At 59.6% G+C, this 17,123-nt stretch carries 16 protein-coding genes, 1 tRNA gene and 1 riboswitch; of the genes, 5 read left to right on the top strand and 12 right to left on the bottom strand.

What is annotated here, in order from left to right:
• Positions 1–11: 11 nt before the first annotated feature.
• Positions 12–1,469, bottom strand: coding sequence for a TrkH family potassium uptake protein (locus IMCC20628_RS17985; protein WP_245307815.1), 1,458 nt, complete (start codon positions 1,467–1,469; stop codon positions 12–14).
• Entirely contained in the window at positions 1,466–1,858 is a 393-nt protein-coding gene (apaG, locus tag IMCC20628_RS17980) for a Co2+/Mg2+ efflux protein ApaG (protein WP_047032730.1), read from the bottom strand. The genes IMCC20628_RS17985 and apaG overlap by 4 nt, the downstream gene beginning before the upstream one ends.
• A 179-nt stretch (positions 1,859–2,037) precedes the next feature.
• Between apaG and IMCC20628_RS17975 the strand changes: the two genes are divergently transcribed.
• Positions 2,038–2,661 carry a CDP-alcohol phosphatidyltransferase family protein gene (locus tag IMCC20628_RS17975; RefSeq protein WP_047031348.1) on the top strand — a complete coding sequence of 208 codons (624 nt, stop codon included), beginning with the start codon at positions 2,038–2,040 and terminating at the stop codon, positions 2,659–2,661.
• Here the strand turns inward: IMCC20628_RS17975 and IMCC20628_RS17970 are convergent.
• Positions 2,650–3,834, bottom strand: a complete 1,185-nt coding sequence (locus IMCC20628_RS17970) for an O-succinylhomoserine sulfhydrylase (RefSeq protein WP_047031347.1) — start codon at positions 3,832–3,834, stop codon at positions 2,650–2,652. The two genes, IMCC20628_RS17975 and IMCC20628_RS17970, sit on opposite strands and share 12 nt — an antisense overlap.
• A 45-nt stretch (positions 3,835–3,879) precedes the next feature.
• Positions 3,880–3,958, bottom strand: a riboswitch (SAM riboswitch).
• Between the two features lie 80 nt (positions 3,959–4,038).
• Between IMCC20628_RS17970 and IMCC20628_RS17965 the strand changes: the two genes are divergently transcribed.
• The gene (locus tag IMCC20628_RS17965; RefSeq protein WP_047031346.1) at positions 4,039–5,127 is read left to right on the top strand and encodes a 2'-deoxycytidine 5'-triphosphate deaminase; all 1,089 of its coding nucleotides are present in this window, start codon (positions 4,039–4,041) and stop codon (positions 5,125–5,127) included.
• Between the two features lie 33 nt (positions 5,128–5,160).
• On the opposite strand, the gene IMCC20628_RS17960 is transcribed toward IMCC20628_RS17965, so the two are convergent.
• On the bottom strand, positions 5,161–5,958 hold the full coding sequence (locus IMCC20628_RS17960) for an ion transporter (protein WP_047031345.1): 798 nt from the start codon (positions 5,956–5,958) through the stop codon (positions 5,161–5,163).
• Between the two features lie 125 nt (positions 5,959–6,083).
• Here IMCC20628_RS17960 and IMCC20628_RS17955 point away from each other — a divergent pair.
• Positions 6,084–6,157: transfer RNA gene (locus IMCC20628_RS17955), tRNA-Gly, on the top strand.
• On the opposite strand, the gene IMCC20628_RS24805 is transcribed toward IMCC20628_RS17955, so the two are convergent.
• Positions 6,123–8,132, bottom strand: coding sequence for a glycosyltransferase family 2 protein (locus IMCC20628_RS24805; RefSeq protein WP_197078335.1), 2,010 nt, complete (start codon positions 8,130–8,132; stop codon positions 6,123–6,125). The genes IMCC20628_RS17955 and IMCC20628_RS24805 overlap by 35 nt on opposite strands.
• A 61-nt stretch (positions 8,133–8,193) precedes the next feature.
• On the opposite strand from IMCC20628_RS24805, the gene IMCC20628_RS17945 reads away from it, so the two are divergent.
• The gene (locus IMCC20628_RS17945) at positions 8,194–9,057 is read left to right on the top strand and encodes a transporter substrate-binding domain-containing protein (RefSeq protein ID WP_047031344.1); all 864 of its coding nucleotides are present in this window, start codon (positions 8,194–8,196) and stop codon (positions 9,055–9,057) included.
• Here IMCC20628_RS17945 and IMCC20628_RS17940 read toward each other — a convergent pair.
• The 4 genes from IMCC20628_RS17940 to IMCC20628_RS17925 all read right to left on the bottom strand — a co-directional run bounded on the left by IMCC20628_RS17940 (position 9,051) and on the right by IMCC20628_RS17925 (position 11,961).
• Positions 9,051–9,896, bottom strand: coding sequence for a sterol desaturase family protein (locus tag IMCC20628_RS17940; RefSeq protein WP_047031343.1), 846 nt, complete (start codon positions 9,894–9,896; stop codon positions 9,051–9,053). The two genes, IMCC20628_RS17945 and IMCC20628_RS17940, sit on opposite strands and share 7 nt — an antisense overlap.
• A gap of 107 nt (positions 9,897–10,003) precedes the next feature.
• Complete coding sequence (locus IMCC20628_RS17935; RefSeq protein ID WP_047031342.1) at positions 10,004–10,417, bottom strand: tellurite resistance TerB family protein; 414 nt, start codon at positions 10,415–10,417, stop codon at positions 10,004–10,006.
• A 105-nt stretch (positions 10,418–10,522) separates the two neighbouring features.
• Positions 10,523–11,194, bottom strand: a complete 672-nt coding sequence (locus IMCC20628_RS17930; protein ID WP_047031341.1) for a helix-turn-helix transcriptional regulator — start codon at positions 11,192–11,194, stop codon at positions 10,523–10,525.
• Between the two features lie 149 nt (positions 11,195–11,343).
• Entirely contained in the window at positions 11,344–11,961 is a 618-nt protein-coding gene (locus IMCC20628_RS17925; protein WP_047031340.1) for a 2-hydroxychromene-2-carboxylate isomerase, read from the bottom strand.
• Positions 11,962–12,135: 174 nt separating this feature from the next.
• Between IMCC20628_RS17925 and IMCC20628_RS17920 the strand changes: the two genes are divergently transcribed.
• Positions 12,136–12,945, top strand: a complete 810-nt coding sequence (locus IMCC20628_RS17920; protein WP_156174568.1) for a class I SAM-dependent methyltransferase — start codon at positions 12,136–12,138, stop codon at positions 12,943–12,945.
• Positions 12,946–13,000: 55 nt separating this feature from the next.
• On the opposite strand, the gene IMCC20628_RS17915 is transcribed toward IMCC20628_RS17920, so the two are convergent.
• Genes IMCC20628_RS17915 through IMCC20628_RS17905 form a run of 3 tightly spaced genes read right to left on the bottom strand, consistent with a single transcriptional unit; the run spans position 13,001 to position 17,122 of the window.
• Complete coding sequence (locus IMCC20628_RS17915) at positions 13,001–15,214, bottom strand: 3-hydroxyacyl-CoA dehydrogenase NAD-binding domain-containing protein (RefSeq protein WP_047031339.1); 2,214 nt, start codon at positions 15,212–15,214, stop codon at positions 13,001–13,003.
• 15 nt (positions 15,215–15,229) lie between these two features.
• Positions 15,230–16,438 (bottom strand): acetyl-CoA C-acetyltransferase, encoded by a 1,209-nt coding sequence (locus IMCC20628_RS17910; RefSeq protein WP_047031338.1) that lies wholly within the window; start codon positions 16,436–16,438, stop codon positions 15,230–15,232.
• Between the two features lie 30 nt (positions 16,439–16,468).
• A complete protein-coding gene (locus IMCC20628_RS17905; protein ID WP_047031337.1) occupies positions 16,469–17,122 on the bottom strand; it encodes a glutathione S-transferase family protein in 654 nt (217 codons plus the stop codon).
• Between the last annotated feature and the right edge of the window lies 1 nt (position 17,123).

Genomic DNA, 17,123 nt, shown 5'->3' with positions numbered 1-17,123 from the left:
TATTTAGCGGATCAGGAGCGCCAGAACCGCGGCAAGAACAGCACCAGAACGGTGAACAGTTCCAGCCGGCCGAGCAACATGCCGCCAGCCAACAGCCATTTCTGCAGATCGCTCAGGGATTTGAAATTGCCGGACGGACCGATGATTTCGCCCAGGCCGGGGCCGACATTGGACAGGGCGGTTCCCGCACCCGAAAGCGCTGTCGTCGTATCCAGTCCGGTCAGCCTGAGCAAAATCGCCAGCAGGATGAAAGTGGCCATGAACAGGAAGAAGAAGCTCATCACCGAAGCGATGACCCGCTGCTCGATCGGCTTGCCGTTGAAGTGGGCGCGGAACACACCGTTGGGGTACATCACTTGCGATATATGCTGCCGGATCGCCTCGAGCAGCACCTGAAAACGGAAAATCTTGATGCCGCAGGAGGTCGAGCCTGCACAGCCGCCGACAAACATGATGATGAAGAAAAACGCCACCGCATGCGGCCCCCAAAGGCCGTAATCCGTGGAGGAGTAACCGGTTCCGGTGACAATTGAGACCACGTTGAAGGCGGAGTGCCGCAATCCTTCGACCCCAATATGGTTCTCGCTGAAATGCGCCATCATCCAGCCGGCGATCACCGCGCCGACGAGAAAGCCCATGAAGCCCTTGACCTGGTCATCGACCAGGAACGGACGGAACCGGCCCTGCAGCATCTGCACATAGAGAATGAACGGAATCGACCCGAGCACCATGAACACAATCGCGATCCACTCGACCGCGGGATTGTTGAAATAGCCGATCGAAGCATCCTTGGTGGAAAAACCACCCGTCGCCACCGTAGTCATGGCGTGGATTACCGCATCGTCCGCCGCCATGCCGACAGCCATATAGGCGACGGCGCAGATCCCGGTCATGGCAATGAACACCAGCGTGATCGATGTCGAGATCTGAGTGGCGCGCGGCAGAATTTTCTCAGCCGTGTCAAAGGCTTCCGCCTTGAACAATTGCATCCCGCCGATCTGCAGCATCGGTAACACCGCAATCGCCATGACGATGATACCGAGACCGCCGAGCCATTGCAGCAGGCCGCGCCAGAACAGCAGCCCCGGCGGCGTGGTGTCGAGCCCGGTGATTACTGTCGCGCCGGTGGTGGTCAGCCCGGACATGGATTCAAAGAATGCGTCGGTATAGCTCGGCACAATGCCTGACCAGAGAAACGGCAGGGCGCCGAACGTGACCAGCATCACCCAGGAAAACACCGTCATCAGCATGGCCTGCCGGGTCGATAGCCCTTTCGGTGCACCTCTGCTGGCAACAAACAGGCCCAGACCAAACAGCATCGTCACCATCGCGGCACTGACGAATATGATCCAGTCGTCATTGTTTGCTGCCAGATCGACCAGTGCCGGCAAAAGCATCGCGGCCCCCAGGGCGGCCACGAGCACGCCGGTGACCAGCATGACCGGACGAAGATCGGAAAGGGCCGTCAATTCAGCGTTCTTGCCATGCCGGGCAGATCCAGAGAGAATGCCGGGATCTCGACATCAAAAAGTTCGCCTTCGGCTGATTGCATCTGGTAGGAGCCGACCATGACACCTGAGGGCGCATCCAGCGGGCAGCCGGAGGAATACTCATAAGTGTCGCCAGGGCCGAGTATCGGCTGTTCGCCAACGACGCCAGGGCCACGAACCTCATCGACAATCCCGTACTCGTCGGTGATCCGCCAATGCCTGCTTCGAAGCTGGACAATCTGGTCGGAAAGGTTGGCGATCACGATGCGGTAACCCCACACATAGCGCCCGTCCTCGGGGTCCGACTGGTCCTCGAGATAATACGGCTCAACGGTGACTTCTATCTCACGGGTTAGTGCGCGGTACATCTGCCACTCCTTGCCACACTCATTGTACAGCAGGCTGCTTGCGTCAAGCATTTCGGCACTTGCGGAGCGCCGGTATCCCCGTTTGTGTTGACCTGATTGTGATGAACCTGATCGTCAAGGGACAGTGACCCATCAAGGTGATCGCGCTATCACATCGGCATCACAAGGGAGATCCCGCCATGATGGACGGAACTGCACGCAAATTGATCCAGCCAGGCCTCGATCATACAGGGATATGGTTGGCTCGTCGGGGCGTCAGCGCAGACCATGTGACGGTCCTTGCCTGCCTGCTTGGGCTAGCCGCTGCCGGGCTGATAGCCTTTGGCTATCTCATCACCGCACTGGCGCTGATCGTTGTCAGCCGGATTTGTGACGGTCTGGATGGTTCGGTGGCGCGTGCATCCCAGAAAACCGATTTTGGCGGCTATCTGGATATCACCCTGGATTTTGTTTTCTATGGCGCTGTACCGCTAGGGTTTGTGGTTTTGGATCCGGTCGCCAACGGGCTGGCCGGAGCGGCGCTGATATTTGCGTTTTATGTCAATGGCGCGAGTTTTCTGGCCTATGCGGTTGTGGCCGAAAAGCGCGGCCTCAGCACGACCGCGCGCGGGGTCAAGTCGATCTATTTCACCACCGGTCTCGCTGAAGCCAGCGAGACCTTTTTCGTGTTCGGGGTGTTCTGCCTGTGGCCGGCATGGTTTGTGCCGGTGGCCTGGGTGTTCACTGCCATCTGCCTTTACACGGCGCTGTCGCGGATCATGCAGGCGCGGGCCGAGTTCCCCAATGAGCCCTCAGAGGCCTGAGAGCGCGTGATCGAGATCCTCGATCAGATCCTCGACATCCTCGATGCCGAGAGAAAGTCGCAGCATGCCGGGATTGATGCCCAGTTCATTACGGGCTTCTTCCGAAAGATTCTTGTGCGTGGTGGTCGCCGGATGCGTGACCAGGCTCTTGGTGTCGCCGAGATTGTTGGAGATCCTGATCACCTCAAGGCGGTTCTGCATCGCGAACGCTGCTGATTTTCCGCCCTTCAGATCGACGGCCACAAGCGTTGAGCCGCCTTTCATTTGCCGCGCGCAGATCTCTGCTTGCGGATGATCGGCGCGCCCCGGATAGATCACCTGGGCGACCGCCGGGTGATCCGCCAGAAAATCGGCAACCCGGCCGGCATTTTCGCTCTGCTGTTTCACTCTGAGCGGCAGGGTCTCCAGGCCCTTGAGCAGGGTCCAGGCATTGAACGGGGATAGCGACGGACCGGTATGACGGAAGAAATCATGCAGGTTTTCGTCGATCCAGTCCTTGTCCGACAGGATCACACCGCCCAGGCAGCGGCCCTGGCCGTCAATGTGCTTGGTTGCCGAATAGGCCACGATATGAGCCCCGAGCTCGAGTGGCTTCTGCAACAGCGGTGTCGCGAAGACATTGTCGACAACCAGCTTGGCGCCGATCTGGTTGGCGAGCTTGGCAACACCGGCGATGTCGACTACTTCAAGCGTCGGGTTGGTCGGGCTTTCGAGGAAGAACACCTTGGTGTTGGGCCTGATAGCAGCCTCGAAATTGGCGAGATCGCGGCCATCGACCAGGGTCGACTCGATGCCATATTGAGGCAGCAGCACCTCCACCACCCATCGGCAGGATCCAAACAGCGCTCGCGCCGAAACAACATGGTCGCCAGCGCGAAGCTGGCACAAAAGCGCGGCCGAGATCGCCGCCATGCCCGACGCGGTGGCGCGGGCATCTTCTGCACCTTCCATCAGGCACATGCGCTTCTCGAACATGTCATTGGTCGGGTTGGCATAGCGGGAGTAGATAAAGCCGGGGTCTTCGCCTTTGAAGCGTGCCTCCGCGGCCTCGGCGCTGTCATAGACAAAGCCTTGCGTCAGAAAAATTGCCTCGGATGTTTCGCCAAACCCGGAGCGGGCGGTGCCGCCGTGCACAAGTTGAGTGGCGGGGCGGAATTCTCGGTTGCTTGTCATATCTTCGTCCAACACACAAAAAAACCGGCTTGCGAAGTCGCCAGCCGGTTTTGCAACCCGACCTTTTTAGCGACTTGTTTAACGTGGCTGCAAGCCGGTCGGCCAAATCACCACGGGATAACCCTGCTTTTAATGGCTTGCGGCGCTTGCGTCAATCGCCATGCCTTGCCATCAAGACATCTTACAAACTGGAGCGGGCAGACAGTGGCAGCTGGCATTCTTTCGGACCGCGCAATTCAGGCGCTTTTTGACGCTGGAAAGCTTACCTCCGGTCGTGCCCTTGATGCCGACCAGATTCAGCCCGCCAGCCTCGACCTTCGACTCGGTGCACGGGCTTACCGGGTTCGCGCCAGCTTTCTTCCTGGCCCGTCAGCCAGGGTCGAAGACAAGCTTCAGCGGCTGAGCATGCACGAGATCGATCTGTCTGATGGTGCGGTGCTTGAAACCGGCTGTGTTTACATGGTTCAGCTTCTTGAAAGCCTGGCACTTCCACCTGAGATTTCGGCTTCGGCCAACCCGAAGAGCTCGACCGGTAGGCTCGATATTTTCACCCGGGTGATGACCGACCACGGTCAGGAATTCGACAAGATCGCCGCCGGTTACAATGGTCCGCTTTGGCTGGAAGTCAGCCCGCGCACCTTCCCGATCGTGGCGCGCACCGGCTCGCGACTGTCGCAGATCCGCTTTCGCCAGGGCCACGCGGTGCTGGACGAGGACGAGCTGTCAAAGCTGCACAGCGAGGAAACGCTGGTTGCCTCCGACACACCCAATGTGTCGGGCGGCGGCATCGCGCTGTCGATTGATCTGATGGGGCAGGGGCCTGACCGTTTGATCGGCTATCGCGGCAAGCACCACACCGCTGTCATCGATGTCGACAAGCGCGCGGCCCATGATGTCTTCGATTTCTGGGAACCGCTGCACAATCGGGGTTCGGCCGATTTGATCCTTGATCCGGATGAGTTCTACATTCTTGTCAGCCGCGAATCGGTGCATGTACCGCCGCTCTATGCGGCCGAAATGACCCCGTTCGATCCGCTGGTGGGCGAGTTCCGGGTGCATTATGCCGGTTTCTTCGATCCCGGGTTCGGCCATACCGAAGCCGGCGGTGCTGGCAGCCGTGCGGTGCTTGAAGTGCGCAGCCACGAAGTGCCCTTCATCCTCGAGCACGGCCAGATTGTTGGCCGGCTGATCTATGAACGGATGCTGGAGCGCCCCGCAGCACTCTACGGGTCGGGGCTGGGATCAAATTATCAGGCGCAAGGCCTGAAACTGTCCAAACATTTTCGCGCCTGAAGCGCGCTAGTCTTGACCCGTCGGAGTTCGCCGTCAGTTGACCCGCGCCCCGGTTTCAGTCCGCAAGGCGGCAAGCTCCTTGCGGATGGCCTTGAGTTCCTTGAGCATCGCGCTCTGGTCTGATGCCATGGCTTCACGGTCTGCCGTGGCCTCGGCTTCATGTTCTTCCTGCATTGCCGACACGATGATGCCGATGAACAGGTTGAGCACTGTAAATGTGGTGCAGGCGATGAATGGAATGAAGAACGCCCAGGCCATCGGATGAACTTCCATCACCGGCCGCACGATCCCCATCGACCAGCTTTCCAGCGTCATCACCTGGAACAGCGAATAGGCCGAAGCCGGAATCGAGCCGAACCATTCGGGAAAGCTGTCGCCGTAAAGCTTGGTCGCCATCACCGAGAAGACATAGAACACCAGCGTCAGCAGCAGCATGATCGATCCCATGCCCGGCAAGGCGCCGACAAGCCCGCCCACGACCCGTTTCAGCGACGGCACCATGCTGATGAGCCTGAGCACCCTGAGGATGCGCAGTGCCCTGAGTACAGACAGAGCGCCGGTTGCCGGCACCAGCGCCACCCCGACGACCAGAAAGTCGAACACGCGCCAGGGATCACGGAAGAAATCGAGCCGCCAGACCACAAGCCGCGCCGTCACTTCCAGCACGAAGATGCCAAGGATGGTCCGGTCGAGCAGGCTCAGCAGCCAGCCGAACCGGTCGACCGCTGCAGGCACGGTCTCGAGACCGAGCGTGATCGCATTGAGGATAATCAGCGCGGTGATGGCAAATTCGAAACGCCGGGACGTGAGCAGGGCTTTGAGATGGAGCATGGAGCGATCTGGGTTGGAGCGAAGCGCCCCTCATATGTGGTTGGCTCGCCACCCAGTCAAGCGCCATCACGGATCAATGCAGCTTGACACGGCAAGAGTTCAGCGCCAAAAATCGCCCGGCTTTCGCGGGTGTAGCTCAATGGCAGAGCAGAAGCTTCCCAAGCTTACGACGAGGGTTCGATTCCCTTCACCCGCTCCACCTCTTCTGCCTGCCCTTCAGACCTGATCACGTTCGCCCATTCGGGAGCGATGGGATGTGGCGTTTTCTCCCACAAATGCGTGTTTGTCGCCAATTGGCTGAGCGCACGCCAGCCAGCATACGACATCAAAAGCCAATAAGCCGGCGTTAGAAACAGCCATCGCTTTTTAAGCTTCGTCCTTTCATGCCGCGTGAAGCCACGCCAACCCATCGCGACGAAGGTCAGATAGCTGCCGCCGATATTGGCAATGTCTGTCCACATCAGTGCGCTATGCAATGCCGAGATCTCCGACTGCGCGCCGCTGGCAAGCCAGGCCACAGTTAGCCCGATGAACACAAACATCAGCGGATGGGCAAGAGCCGAGACAAGCATGCCCGCAATCATCAATTGGAAAACGATAAATCCGCAGGTGCCCAGGGACTGGCAGGTGCGAACCGGGCGGCGCATCGCCACCAGCCATGTTTGAGCCCACCCCTTGAGCCATCTTGTCCGTTGCCGGATCCAGACATCAAGCGAAACCGGCGCGGCTTCGACAGTGGCGCTTTGCAGCGTGCCTGTACGGTAGCCATGAGCATAAAGCCGCATGCCGAGATCTGCATCCTCGGTGACATTGTGTGGATCCCACCCTCCTACTTCTTCCAGTGCGAAGCGCCGGAAATGATTGGAGGTTCCGCCTAGCGGAATCGGCATGCCGGTCCGGGCGAGAAAAGGAACCAGAATACGGAACAGGCCGCTGTATTCGAGGGCAAACAATCCTGCAGTCCAGCTTGAACGCAGATTGGCAATTGCCAGCGGTGCCTGCAGGCAGCCCAGACGGGAGCCACCATTGCAAAATGCAATCCAGGCTTCCTGCAATTGTCCCGGCGCCGGCTTGTCCTCGGCATCATAAACCGCGATCAGTGAACCACGCGCGCCTTGCAGTGCGTATTGAAGTGCCTTGGGCTTTGTTTTGGGTCCGAAATCGGGCGTGCGAACAATCTCGCATTCCGGTCCGAGCTTTTGGGCCAGCAGGGCGGAAATCGTCGCTTCGTCGTCAGCTTCGCACACATATTTGATGTCCAGAAGGCTTTTGGGCCAATGCAGTGCCGATATCCGTGAAACGATGGCGGGCGCCATAGCGGCTTCGTTGCGCAAGGCAATCAGCACAGTATAGACGGGGAGTCCGGTGTCCTGTTTCTCATTCCGGGGCAGTCGCTGGACGGGCCGGAGAATGGAAGCGGCCAGAGCCGCTATTCTCAGCAGGATGCCGCCACAGAAAAACAGTGTCAGCATTACGTGCAGCGCGGCAAGGGCAATGAACGGCCAGAGCGCCAACCCGGTCATGCCAAAGTACAGCGCCATTGCCAGCATGAAGCCTTGCGATCCGGTCATCACCCGTCTCGCGCTGACATCGCGGTCATCCTGATCGAGTTGGAATGTTGTTTTTCGCACACGGTCATCGGCGCCTGCCTGCCACACCGCTTTGCGGATGGTGGCGGGCGATGAGAAAGCCAGAGTGTCACGCAACGCGGGCTGCGCTTGAAGTCGTGCCTTGTGAGCCTCCAACTGCCGGGCCTCCGGGACGATCACTGTCACTTGTCCGTGGTCGCGCGACACTCTCAGTGGTCCATCGCGCTGCAACAGCACATCCATGGAGGGAAGCTTGATCACCTCTTCAGGGTCGATGTGATCGATATAGCTGAGGCCGATTTCGCTCGCCAGCCAGCGGTAGTAAAGCTCAGGGTCGATCAGCCCCTCGGCCAGGAGTTCGGTTTCGATCTTGGTGGCGTTGGCGCGTGCGGCCCTGGCGGCGGCGCGAACATGCGGTTTGCCGATGCCACAATCAAGAAAGAACCTTGCTTCGTCGCCCGGGGCCTGGGTTGTTAAATGAGGTCCGGATGTTTTCTCTACACGGCAATCAGTGTCGTCGATCAGCCGCAAATGAGGATGGGTTATGCCCGGTATGCCAAGATCGGTGGTATTGCTTGGGGCCATGACTCTGATAAACACATGCCGGTTGCGATAGGATACTAAATTTATGGTAGTGAAAGCGCGCATGATTGCACCCCTAAAATTCAAGGGGGTATTGCGCATTTTGCATGCTTTGGTTGTTTTTTTTGCCGTCGCAATGCCGGTGGCCGATGCCAAAGAGATTCTCGTACCCAATTATATGGATGCGCGAGAACGCATACCGGTGCCCGATTTGAAGGCCTATGGCCGCATTCGCTTTGTCACCACGGTGGATTTTCCCCCCTTCAGTTTTCTTGACCAGACCGGTCGGATTGCCGGTTTTCATATCGATCTCGCGCGCGCGATCTGCGATGAACTGGGTGTGCTGCCTCAATGCCAGATTCAGGGGCTTCCCTGGGCCGAGCTTGAGGGCGCGCTCAAGACCGGTCAGGCCGAGGCGCTGATTTCCGGTCTGGCGATCACCGCCGAGAGCCGGGCCAGCCACCGGTTCACGCGTCCCTATCTGGCTTTGCCGGCGCGGTTCGCTCTGCGCATAGATGCCAATCCGGGTGGCACTGGCGCCGACGCGTTGGCAGCACGGCGTGTTGGGGTGATGGACGGCACTGCGCATGAGGCGATGTTGCGGGACTGGTTTCCCGACATCAAAACGGTCACATTTTCCCGCTCTGAATGGATGTTCGATGCGCTCAGGGCAAACAAGATCGATGCCGTCTTTGGCGACGGACTGCAATTGTCATTCTGGCTTTCAAGCAAGACAGCCGAAGCCTGTTGCCGGTTTTTCGACGGACCCTATTTTTCACAGGCGCATCTGGGCGAAGGTCTGGCCATTGCTGTTTCCCCCCGCAACGCGCCGCTGGCCATGGCATTTGACCATGCGCTGGCAGCACTCACCCGGAATGGGCGCTTCACCGAACTCTATTTGCGCTGGTTCCCCAACGGACTCTATTGATCCGGCTTGGGGGCGGGTCTCGCTTTCGGCGCAAACCTGAACGGCAAAGCCAGCGCCCAGCCAAGATTGGCCGTGCGGCCGTCGCGCCACTCGGACAGCCCGATCTCGATACCGGTGTTGCCGCGACGAGGAGACGGGGTGTAGGTCGAAAACATCCGGTCCCATATTGCCAGGTTGAATCCGTAGTTGGAATCCGTTTCGCGCGGGTCGGTGGAGTGGTGAATGCGGTGCATGTCCGGGGTCACCACAAGCAGGCGCAAGACCGCGTCCACCGCTTTGGGGAGCCGGATGTTGGCGTGGTTGAACATCGCCGCACCATTGAGCACGATTTCGAAAATCAGAACTGCCACAGGCGGCGCGCCGAGCGCGATGATGACGGCGGCTTTCCACACCATCGACAGCACGATTTCAAGCGGATGAAACCTGAGCGCCGTGGTCAGATCGAAGCCGGTATCGGCATGGTGCATGCGGTGAATGCGCCAAAGCCAGGGCCATTTGTGGCTGACCACATGCTCAAGCCAGACAGAGAAATCGAGAATGACAAAGGCCAGTATGGCGACCAGCCAGAGTGGCAGCCCGAGCAGTGGAAACAGACCAATTCCTTGTGATTGCGCCCACAGAGCGGTTCCCACGGCGGCCAGTGGAAACACGATCCGCAGTGCCACCGAGGACAGGACCACCATTGCCAGATTGGTCACCCAGCGGCGCGATTTCAGCGCACCGCGCATTTCCTCGCGCTCAAGTCTTGGGGCAAGCAGTTCGATGACCGCCAGCGTGATGAAGATCGTGGAAAATGCAAGGAGCCGGATCACCGGCTCGGACAGTCCGAACAGCGTCATGTCGTGTCTCCGTCACGTAGATTGGCACCTTCGTGCCACAGCCTGATATCGTTGGCGAACCACGTTTTGGTGAAAAGCTGCACGGGTTTCCCGAATTTGGCCAGGTATCAGGCGCTCCTGAACCGCGCAATAGCGCCGCGTTCGATCGCCGCGCAGGTGAGTTTGTCCAGGCCGAGCCGATCGCGTACCATCTGCAACAACCGAATTTCCTCCTGCTGGATATTGTAGTCAGCCGAAGCAATCTCGACAGCCAGTGCGTAGGCCGTGTCGTAGAATTTATGCGGAACGGCGTCGCGCAAGACTTCAAGCACGATGTCGAGCCCTTCAGGGCCCTTCAAAATTTCCGCTGCGGCGCGGGTCACATCGATCAGTATGTCTTCGTCAAACCCGTCAAACACCGGCAGGAAGGTAACCAGACGGCCGATGCGAGCCAATTCGGCGTCATTCATCGCCTTGTCGACAGCTGACATGGTGACCATCAGATAGATCAGGGCGTCGTGGGTGGTAATACGGTCGGTCATCGGCAATCTCTCTCTTCAATGTTTTTCATAGATAAGAAACCCCGGCACGCTGCACAAGCGCACGCGGTGGATTTGGCCAATCCGTCGCAGACCCGGCGGGCCTTGCTACTGGCTTGCCCAGATGATGCGCGCCATCCAGTCGACTTCGCTCAGGTCGAAGCTGCGATTGGGATGGTCGGGATTGAGCGAGACAAGTTCAATTGACTTCGCACTTTGCCGGTTGAGCACTTTGGCCATCACCTCGCCGTCGCGCGAGCGCACAACCACCCGGTCACCGCGGCGGATCTGAGCGCCCGGCTCGACAACCAGGATATCGCCATCGCGATAGAGCGGCGTCATGCTGTCGCCCTGAACTTCGAGCGCATAGACGCCGGGCCGGTTGGCGGGGCCTGCGGGAAATTCTACCACATCCCAGCCCTGGCCGGCGGGAAAGCCGCCATCATCAAAGAACCCGCCAGACCCGGCCTGCGCGAACCCGAGCAAGGGAATTGATCCGGTCTGCGGCGGGAATGCGCCGTCGGGAAAGCCGATGTCTGCCATTGGCTGGTCGCCACGCACAAGTTTCATGAACTCGTCGAGAGACGCGCCGGTGGCGCCAAGAACCTTGGCAAGCGATTCTGTCGAAGGCCAGCGATCACGGCCATCGGCGCCGCAACGCTTGGATTTGTTGAAAGCGGTGGGATCCAACCCGGCACGCCTGGCCAGCCCCGAGGCCGTAAGCCCGTGACGTTCTGCAAGCGCGTCGAGCGCTGACCAGATGCGATCATGCGAGAGCATGGCGAGAGTCCCGCTGTTTCAAGACAAGCCCGGGGCCGCCCAATCACGACCCAAGTGTTTCCTTTTTACATGATCGGCGGTCCGCAAGTAAAGGGACATAGGAAAAATATCCTTACATTTTAGGGTGAATTGCCTCCAAACATCGTGGTTCAGTGCGGATGATAGGGCGCGCGGCCGGTGGTCAGCGCCTCGTCGAGCAATTCGATCCGGTCTTGGCCCCAGAACGCCTCGCCATTGAGCACATAGGTGGGAACACCCACGGCGTCGGCGGCAATGGCGTCCTGTGAATTTCGCTCCCGGATTGCCGCGATCGCGTCGGTCTTGGCGTCCTTGAGTGCCGGCATGGCATCCAGGCCCACCTGCGACAGATAGGATTTGAGGACCGCTTCATCGGCAATGTCGTCGTCGTAAGCCCAGACGCCGGATAAAACCTTGCCCATGAAGTAGCGCGGATCATGGCCGTCTTCGGCCAGTGCGATGATCACCCGGTCAGCAAGGGCTGCGTCGACCGGCCAGTGCTTTGGCGCGGTCTTGATCGGCAATCCACGCCAGGCGGCAAGGCGCTGCAGTTCGATCAGCCGCTGCCTCTGCCGTACAGGCGGCCGCTGGCCCGGGGGCACCGCGCCAGACACATCCCAGAGTGCGAACAGGTTGACCGGCTTGTAATTGAGCTTGGCCTTGTGGCGCTCTGCCACTTCGCAGATCTTGTTGTGGCCAAGATAGGTGAACGGCGACGCACAGTAGAAGTAGTAGTCGATAACTGTCATTGGATGGTCCTCCCTTTTGCCGACAGTGCCCAATCGGCTGTCACGCGGCAAGGCCCTTTCGTCCTGTCTTGCCGGCGCCTGCATCACGGAGTGGTATATTCGCTGTTATCTTCGTATTTGACCTGACCCGCTCGGGTGAGGTTGGATGTGAGCGCCACCATGGAGACAACGCTGATGACACTGGACATCAACACCACCATTGAAGCCAACCGGCTTGCCTGGAACGCTTCCGCCATTAGTCACCGCCAAAGCGACGAATGGCGCCGTCAACTGGCGGGTTTCGCCAGCGCCAGCTTCTCGACCTTTGATCCGGTCATCACACGGGTTCTTGCCGGAAAAGGTGTCAGGGGTGCACGCGCGGTGCAGATCGGCTGCAACAATGGCCGCGAGACCCTGTCCATGATGGCGCTGGGGGCATCCATGGTGACCGGCATTGACCAGTCGGACGCCTTCATCGCCCAGGCCGAAGAATTGCGCGGAGTATCACCGCACCGCGACAGCGCACGTTTTGTCTGCGCCAATGTCTATGACTTGCCTGATGGCCTCGCCGGGCAGTTCGATCTGGCGCTTATCACCATTGGGGTGCTCAACTGGATGCCTGACGTGGTGCGGTTCCTGCAGATCGTCGCTTCGCTGCTGGCGCCGGGCGGTCGGTTGGTGATTTATGAGACGCATCCCGTGCTCGACATGTTCGAACCGGCTGGCGATGACCCTCACACCCCGAAATATTCCTACTTCCGGGCCGACCCCTTCGTCAGTGATGATGAAATTGTTTACGACGGATCGGCAACGCGGAAAGCGCCGCCGTCCTATTGGCAGTTCCACACCATGGGCACGATCATCACCGGGTGCGTTCAGGCCGGTCTGGAAATCACGGAGTTGACCGAATACCCGCATTCCAACCGCGAGGTGGAGTACGATGTCTATGTCGACAACCCGGCGCAACTACCGCTGTGCTACACGCTGGTTGCGTCCAGATCCTGACAAAATAAAACGGGCCCGAAGGCCCGTTTGATCATTTGGTTATAAAGCGGCCGATTTATGCGGCGGCCTTGCTCTCGCCGTATGGATTGAAGCGTCCGTAGAAGGTCTCGCCGTTCTCCGCCATCTCGACCAGCAGTTTTGGTGCGCGGAACTGACGCCCGTATTTGCGCGCCAGCACCTTGCACATGTCGACAAAGGCTTTGGCACCCATGCTGTCGATGTAGCTCAGCGCGCCACCAGTGTAAGGTGCGAACCCGAACCCGAGGATGGTGCCGAGATCAGCTTCCCGTGGATCAGTGACAATGCCTTCTTCCACCGTGCGGGCGGCTTCCAATGCAATCACCGCCAGATAGCGGCTCTTGAGTTCCTGCACATCAACCTTGGCCGGATCGAGCTGTGGATACAGCGTCTTCAGCTCAGGCCAGAGATGCTTCTTGGCAGGCTTGGCCGGGTAGTCATAAAAGCCCTTGCCGTTCTTGCGGCCCAGCCGGCCCTCTTTTTCGACCATCCGTTCAACCAGCGCCAGATGACGCGGATCGACGGCCTTCTCGCCCAGATCCACCACTGTTGCGCGCAGGATCTTCAGCGACAGGTCGATCGCCACCTCATCGTTGAGCGACAGCGGTCCGACCGGCATGCCGGCCATCTTGGCGGCATTCTCGATCATCGCCGGCGGCACGCCTTCGGCCAGCATGTTGTAGCTCTCGTTCATGTAGCGAAGCACGCAGCGGTTGACGAAGAAGCCGCGTGTGTCGTTGACCACGATCGGTGTCTTCTTGATCGCGGCGACATAGTCGAGCGCCACTGCCAGCGCCTTGTCCGAGGTCTTGCGGCCCAGAATGATCTCGACCAGCAGCATCTTGTCGACAGGCGAGAAGAAGTGGATGCCGATAAAGTTTTTCGGGCGCTTCGAGTTCTTGGCAAGCCCGGTGATCGGCAGTGTCGAGGTGTTGGATGCATAAACCGTCGTCGGCCGGATCTGCGCTTCGATGGATTCGGTCACCGCCTTCTTGACGTCCCGGTCCTCAAACACCGCTTCAATCACCAGATCGGCGTCGGCGAGATCTGCGTGATCGGCTGACGTGGTGATCAGCGACAGCAGCTTTTCGCCTTCTTCCTTGGTGGTCTTGCCCTTCTGGATACCCTTTTTGACCAGGTCTTCCGAATAAGCCTTGCCCTTACCGGCAACTTCCAGATCGCGGTCGATCAGAACCACCGGAATACCGGCCTTGGCCGTCACATAGGCAATGCCTGCTCCCATGAAACCAGCGCCGACAACGCCGATCTTGCGGAACTTGGTCGGCTTGATGCCTTCGGGACGGCGTGCGCCCTTGTTGATCTCCTGCAGCGAGACAAACAGCGAGCGGATCATCGACTGGGCTTCGGGAGTCTGCAGGATATGGCTGAAATAGCGCTGCTCGATCCGCAGACCGGTGTCGAAGGGAACCTGCAAGCCTTCAAACACACTTTGCAGGATCGCCTTGGCGGCAGGATAATTGTCCTGCGTCTCGCGCCGCAGAATGGCAGAAGCTGCCGGCCAGAGCTGCGCGCCCTGGGCCGACCAGATCTGGCCGCCCGGAAGCTTGAAGCCCTTGACGTCCCAGGGAGCAACCGCCGACAACCCGCCCTTGATCATCGCCTTGGCAGCAGCAACCAGCTTCTTGGGTTCGACCACCTCGTGGATCAGACCCATGGCCTTGGCACGTGCCGGTGTCAGTGACTGGCCGGTCGTCATCATCTGCAGCGCATCCTGCGCATTGGTCAGGCGTGGCACGCGCTGGGTGCCACCGGCGCCCGGAAAGATGCCGACCTTGACCTCGGGCAACGCCATCTTGACCGAGGGTGAATCCGCGGCAACGCGGCCATGGCAGGCCAGAGACAGCTCGAACGCGCCCCCCATGCAAACGCCGTTGATCGCCGACACCCACGGTTTGCCGCAGGTTTCGATCTTGCGGAACAGCCCGCTCATCTTGCCAACCTGCTCGAACAGCATCTGCTGGGCTTTTTCCGGGTTGTTGCGCTTTTCGTCCGCCATGCTGGCCAGCATGGTCTTCATCATGGTCAGGTCGGCGCCGCCGGAAAACGATGATTTGCCGGAGGTGAACACCACGCCCTTGACGCTGTCATCGGCGACAAATCGGTCAACCAGCCCATCGAGCTGCTCAAGCGCCTCTTGCGTGAACACGTTCATCGACCGGCCGACCATGTCCCAGGTCACCAGCGCGATGCCGTCATTGTCGACGTCTACTGTGAAAATCTCATTGCTCATTGTGGTTCTCCGAAATCAGACGCGTTCGATGATCGTCGCGGTGCCCATGCCCGCGCCGATGCACAGAGTGACAAGGGCGGTGTTGAGATCACGGCGCTCGAGTTCATCAAGCACAGTGCCGAGGATCATCGCGCCGGTGGCGCCCAGCGGGTGCCCCATGGCAATCGCGCCGCCATTGACGTTGATCTTGTCGGACGGAATGTCGAAGGCCTGCTGGAAGCGCAGCACAACGGATGCGAAAGCCTCGTTGAGCTCGAACAGATCAATGTCTTCGATCTTCATCTTGGCGCGCTTGAGAAGCTTCTCGGTCACATCAACCGGACCGGTCAGCATCATCGCCGGGTCGGAACCGATATTGGCGAAGGCGCGGATCTTGGCGCGCGGCTCGAGGCCCATCGACTTGCCGCCCTTCTTCGAGCCAAGCAGCACCAGGCTGGCGCCATCAACGATGCCCGACGAGTTGCCTGCATGATGGATGTGGTTGATGGTTTCGATTTCCGGATGCGCCTGGATGGCGACGGCGTCAAAGCCGCCCATCTGGGCCATCATGCCGAATGAAGCGTTGAGGCTGGCAAGCGTCTGCATGTCGGTGCCGGGCCGCATATGCTCGTCATGGTCGAGGATATTCAGGCCGTTGATGTCCTTGACCGGGACCACCGATTTTTTGAAGTAGCCCTTCTCCCAGGCATGCGCCGCACGCTTCTGGCTCTCCACCGCATAGGCGTCGACATCGTCGCGGGAGAAGCCGTATTTGGTGGCGATCAGGTCGGCTGAAATGCCCTGCGGCATGAAATAGGCCGGGATGTTGACCGAAGGATCCATGAACCAGGCACCGCCCTGGGCGCCGATGCCGATGCGCGACATCGATTCCACGCCACCGGCAATGACGATATCGTCTGCGCCATAGGCAATCTTGCCGGAGGCGAGATTGATCGCGTCGAGGCCGGAGGCACAGAAGCGGTTGATCTGGATCCCGGGCGCCTCTGTGGCGTATCCGGCTTCAAAAGTCGCCGCGCGGGCAATATCGCCGCCGGCTTCGCCTATGGCGTCGACGCAGCCCATGATGATGTCGTCGACAGTGCTGGTGTCGAGCCCGTTGCGGTCGCGCAGGGCCTCGAGCATGTGAGAGGCCAGCCGCACGGAAGGAACCTCATGCAGGCTTCCGTCTTTCTTGCCGCGGCCCCGCGGGGTGCGGACGTGATCATAGACAAATACATCAACCATTGCGGTGATCTCCAGGTTTTCGTGTTCGGGTCAGGCAGTTGCTGTCGCGGGATCCATCCCGCTCGGCATCAGCTCTTCGGGTCTCTTGTAGCCGGGCAGGGCGGCGATGCGATCCAGCCAGGCGGCGATGTTCGGGTAGTCGGTCTGGTCCATGCCGATCTGATCGGGCCAGAACAGGTAGCCGCAGAGCGACAGATCGGCGATTGTCGGATGGCCGGTAGCGACGAAATCACGCCCTTCGAGATGGTCTTCCAGCACTTTCCAGGCATTGACGGCGCGGGCGTGCAGGAATTGCGTCACCGGATCGTCGGTCTTCTTCTGGAAGTGACCCATGAAACGGGCGGTTCCCGTGTAGCTGGTCAGTTTGTGGTTGTCCCACAACAGCCAGCGTAGGATTTCGCGGCGCTCTTCTTCATTGGCGGGGCCGAAGCGATCGAACTCCCGCGATAGATAATCCAGGATGGTTCCGGACTGGCTCAGCACCACATCGCCATCCACCTTGTGATGCGTCATCACCGGCACCTCGCCCATGATGTTCAAGGCGCGGAAGTCGGGAGTGCGGGTCTGGCCTGCGAAAAACGCCACACGGCGCGGTACCCAGTCAGCGCCGCACAGTTCCAGCATCAGCGCTGCCTTGTAGGCGTTGCCACTTTCCCAAAAGCAATCAAGCGTAAAATCGGTCATA

The organism is Hoeflea sp. IMCC20628 (genome assembly GCF_001011155.1).
Lineage (GTDB): Bacteria > Pseudomonadota > Alphaproteobacteria > Rhizobiales > Rhizobiaceae > Hoeflea.
The sequence above is the reverse complement of the archived record's forward strand: the minus strand, read 5'-3'. Positions and strand labels throughout refer to the sequence as shown.

What these genes read in the sequence shown, in the direction of transcription:
- IMCC20628_RS17970 (WP_047031347.1), bottom strand. Translation starts at nt 3,834, where the DNA reads ATGACAAGCAACCGAGAATTCCGCCCCGCCACTCAACTTGTGCACGGC.
- IMCC20628_RS17910 (WP_047031338.1), bottom strand. Translation starts at nt 16,438, where the DNA reads ATGGTTGATGTATTTGTCTATGATCACGTCCGCACCCCGCGGGGCCGC.
- IMCC20628_RS24805 (WP_197078335.1), bottom strand. Translation starts at nt 8,132, where the DNA reads ATGGCCCCAAGCAATACCACCGATCTTGGCATACCGGGCATAACCCAT.
- IMCC20628_RS17940 (WP_047031343.1), bottom strand. Translation starts at nt 9,896, where the DNA reads ATGACGCTGTTCGGACTGTCCGAGCCGGTGATCCGGCTCCTTGCATTT.
- IMCC20628_RS17935 (WP_047031342.1), bottom strand. Translation starts at nt 10,417, where the DNA reads ATGACCGACCGTATTACCACCCACGACGCCCTGATCTATCTGATGGTC.
- IMCC20628_RS17915 (WP_047031339.1), bottom strand. Translation starts at nt 15,214, where the DNA reads ATGAGCAATGAGATTTTCACAGTAGACGTCGACAATGACGGCATCGCG.
- IMCC20628_RS17960 (WP_047031345.1), bottom strand. Translation starts at nt 5,958, where the DNA reads ATGCTCCATCTCAAAGCCCTGCTCACGTCCCGGCGTTTCGAATTTGCC.
- IMCC20628_RS17920 (WP_156174568.1), top strand. Translation starts at nt 12,136, where the DNA reads ATGACACTGGACATCAACACCACCATTGAAGCCAACCGGCTTGCCTGG.
- apaG (WP_047032730.1), bottom strand. Translation starts at nt 1,858, where the DNA reads ATGTACCGCGCACTAACCCGTGAGATAGAAGTCACCGTTGAGCCGTAT.
- IMCC20628_RS17925 (WP_047031340.1), bottom strand. Translation starts at nt 11,961, where the DNA reads ATGACAGTTATCGACTACTACTTCTACTGTGCGTCGCCGTTCACCTAT.
- IMCC20628_RS17905 (WP_047031337.1), bottom strand. Translation starts at nt 17,122, where the DNA reads ATGACCGATTTTACGCTTGATTGCTTTTGGGAAAGTGGCAACGCCTAC.
- IMCC20628_RS17975 (WP_047031348.1), top strand. Translation starts at nt 2,038, where the DNA reads ATGATGGACGGAACTGCACGCAAATTGATCCAGCCAGGCCTCGATCAT.
- IMCC20628_RS17930 (WP_047031341.1), bottom strand. Translation starts at nt 11,194, where the DNA reads ATGCTCTCGCATGATCGCATCTGGTCAGCGCTCGACGCGCTTGCAGAA.
- IMCC20628_RS17945 (WP_047031344.1), top strand. Translation starts at nt 8,194, where the DNA reads ATGATTGCACCCCTAAAATTCAAGGGGGTATTGCGCATTTTGCATGCT.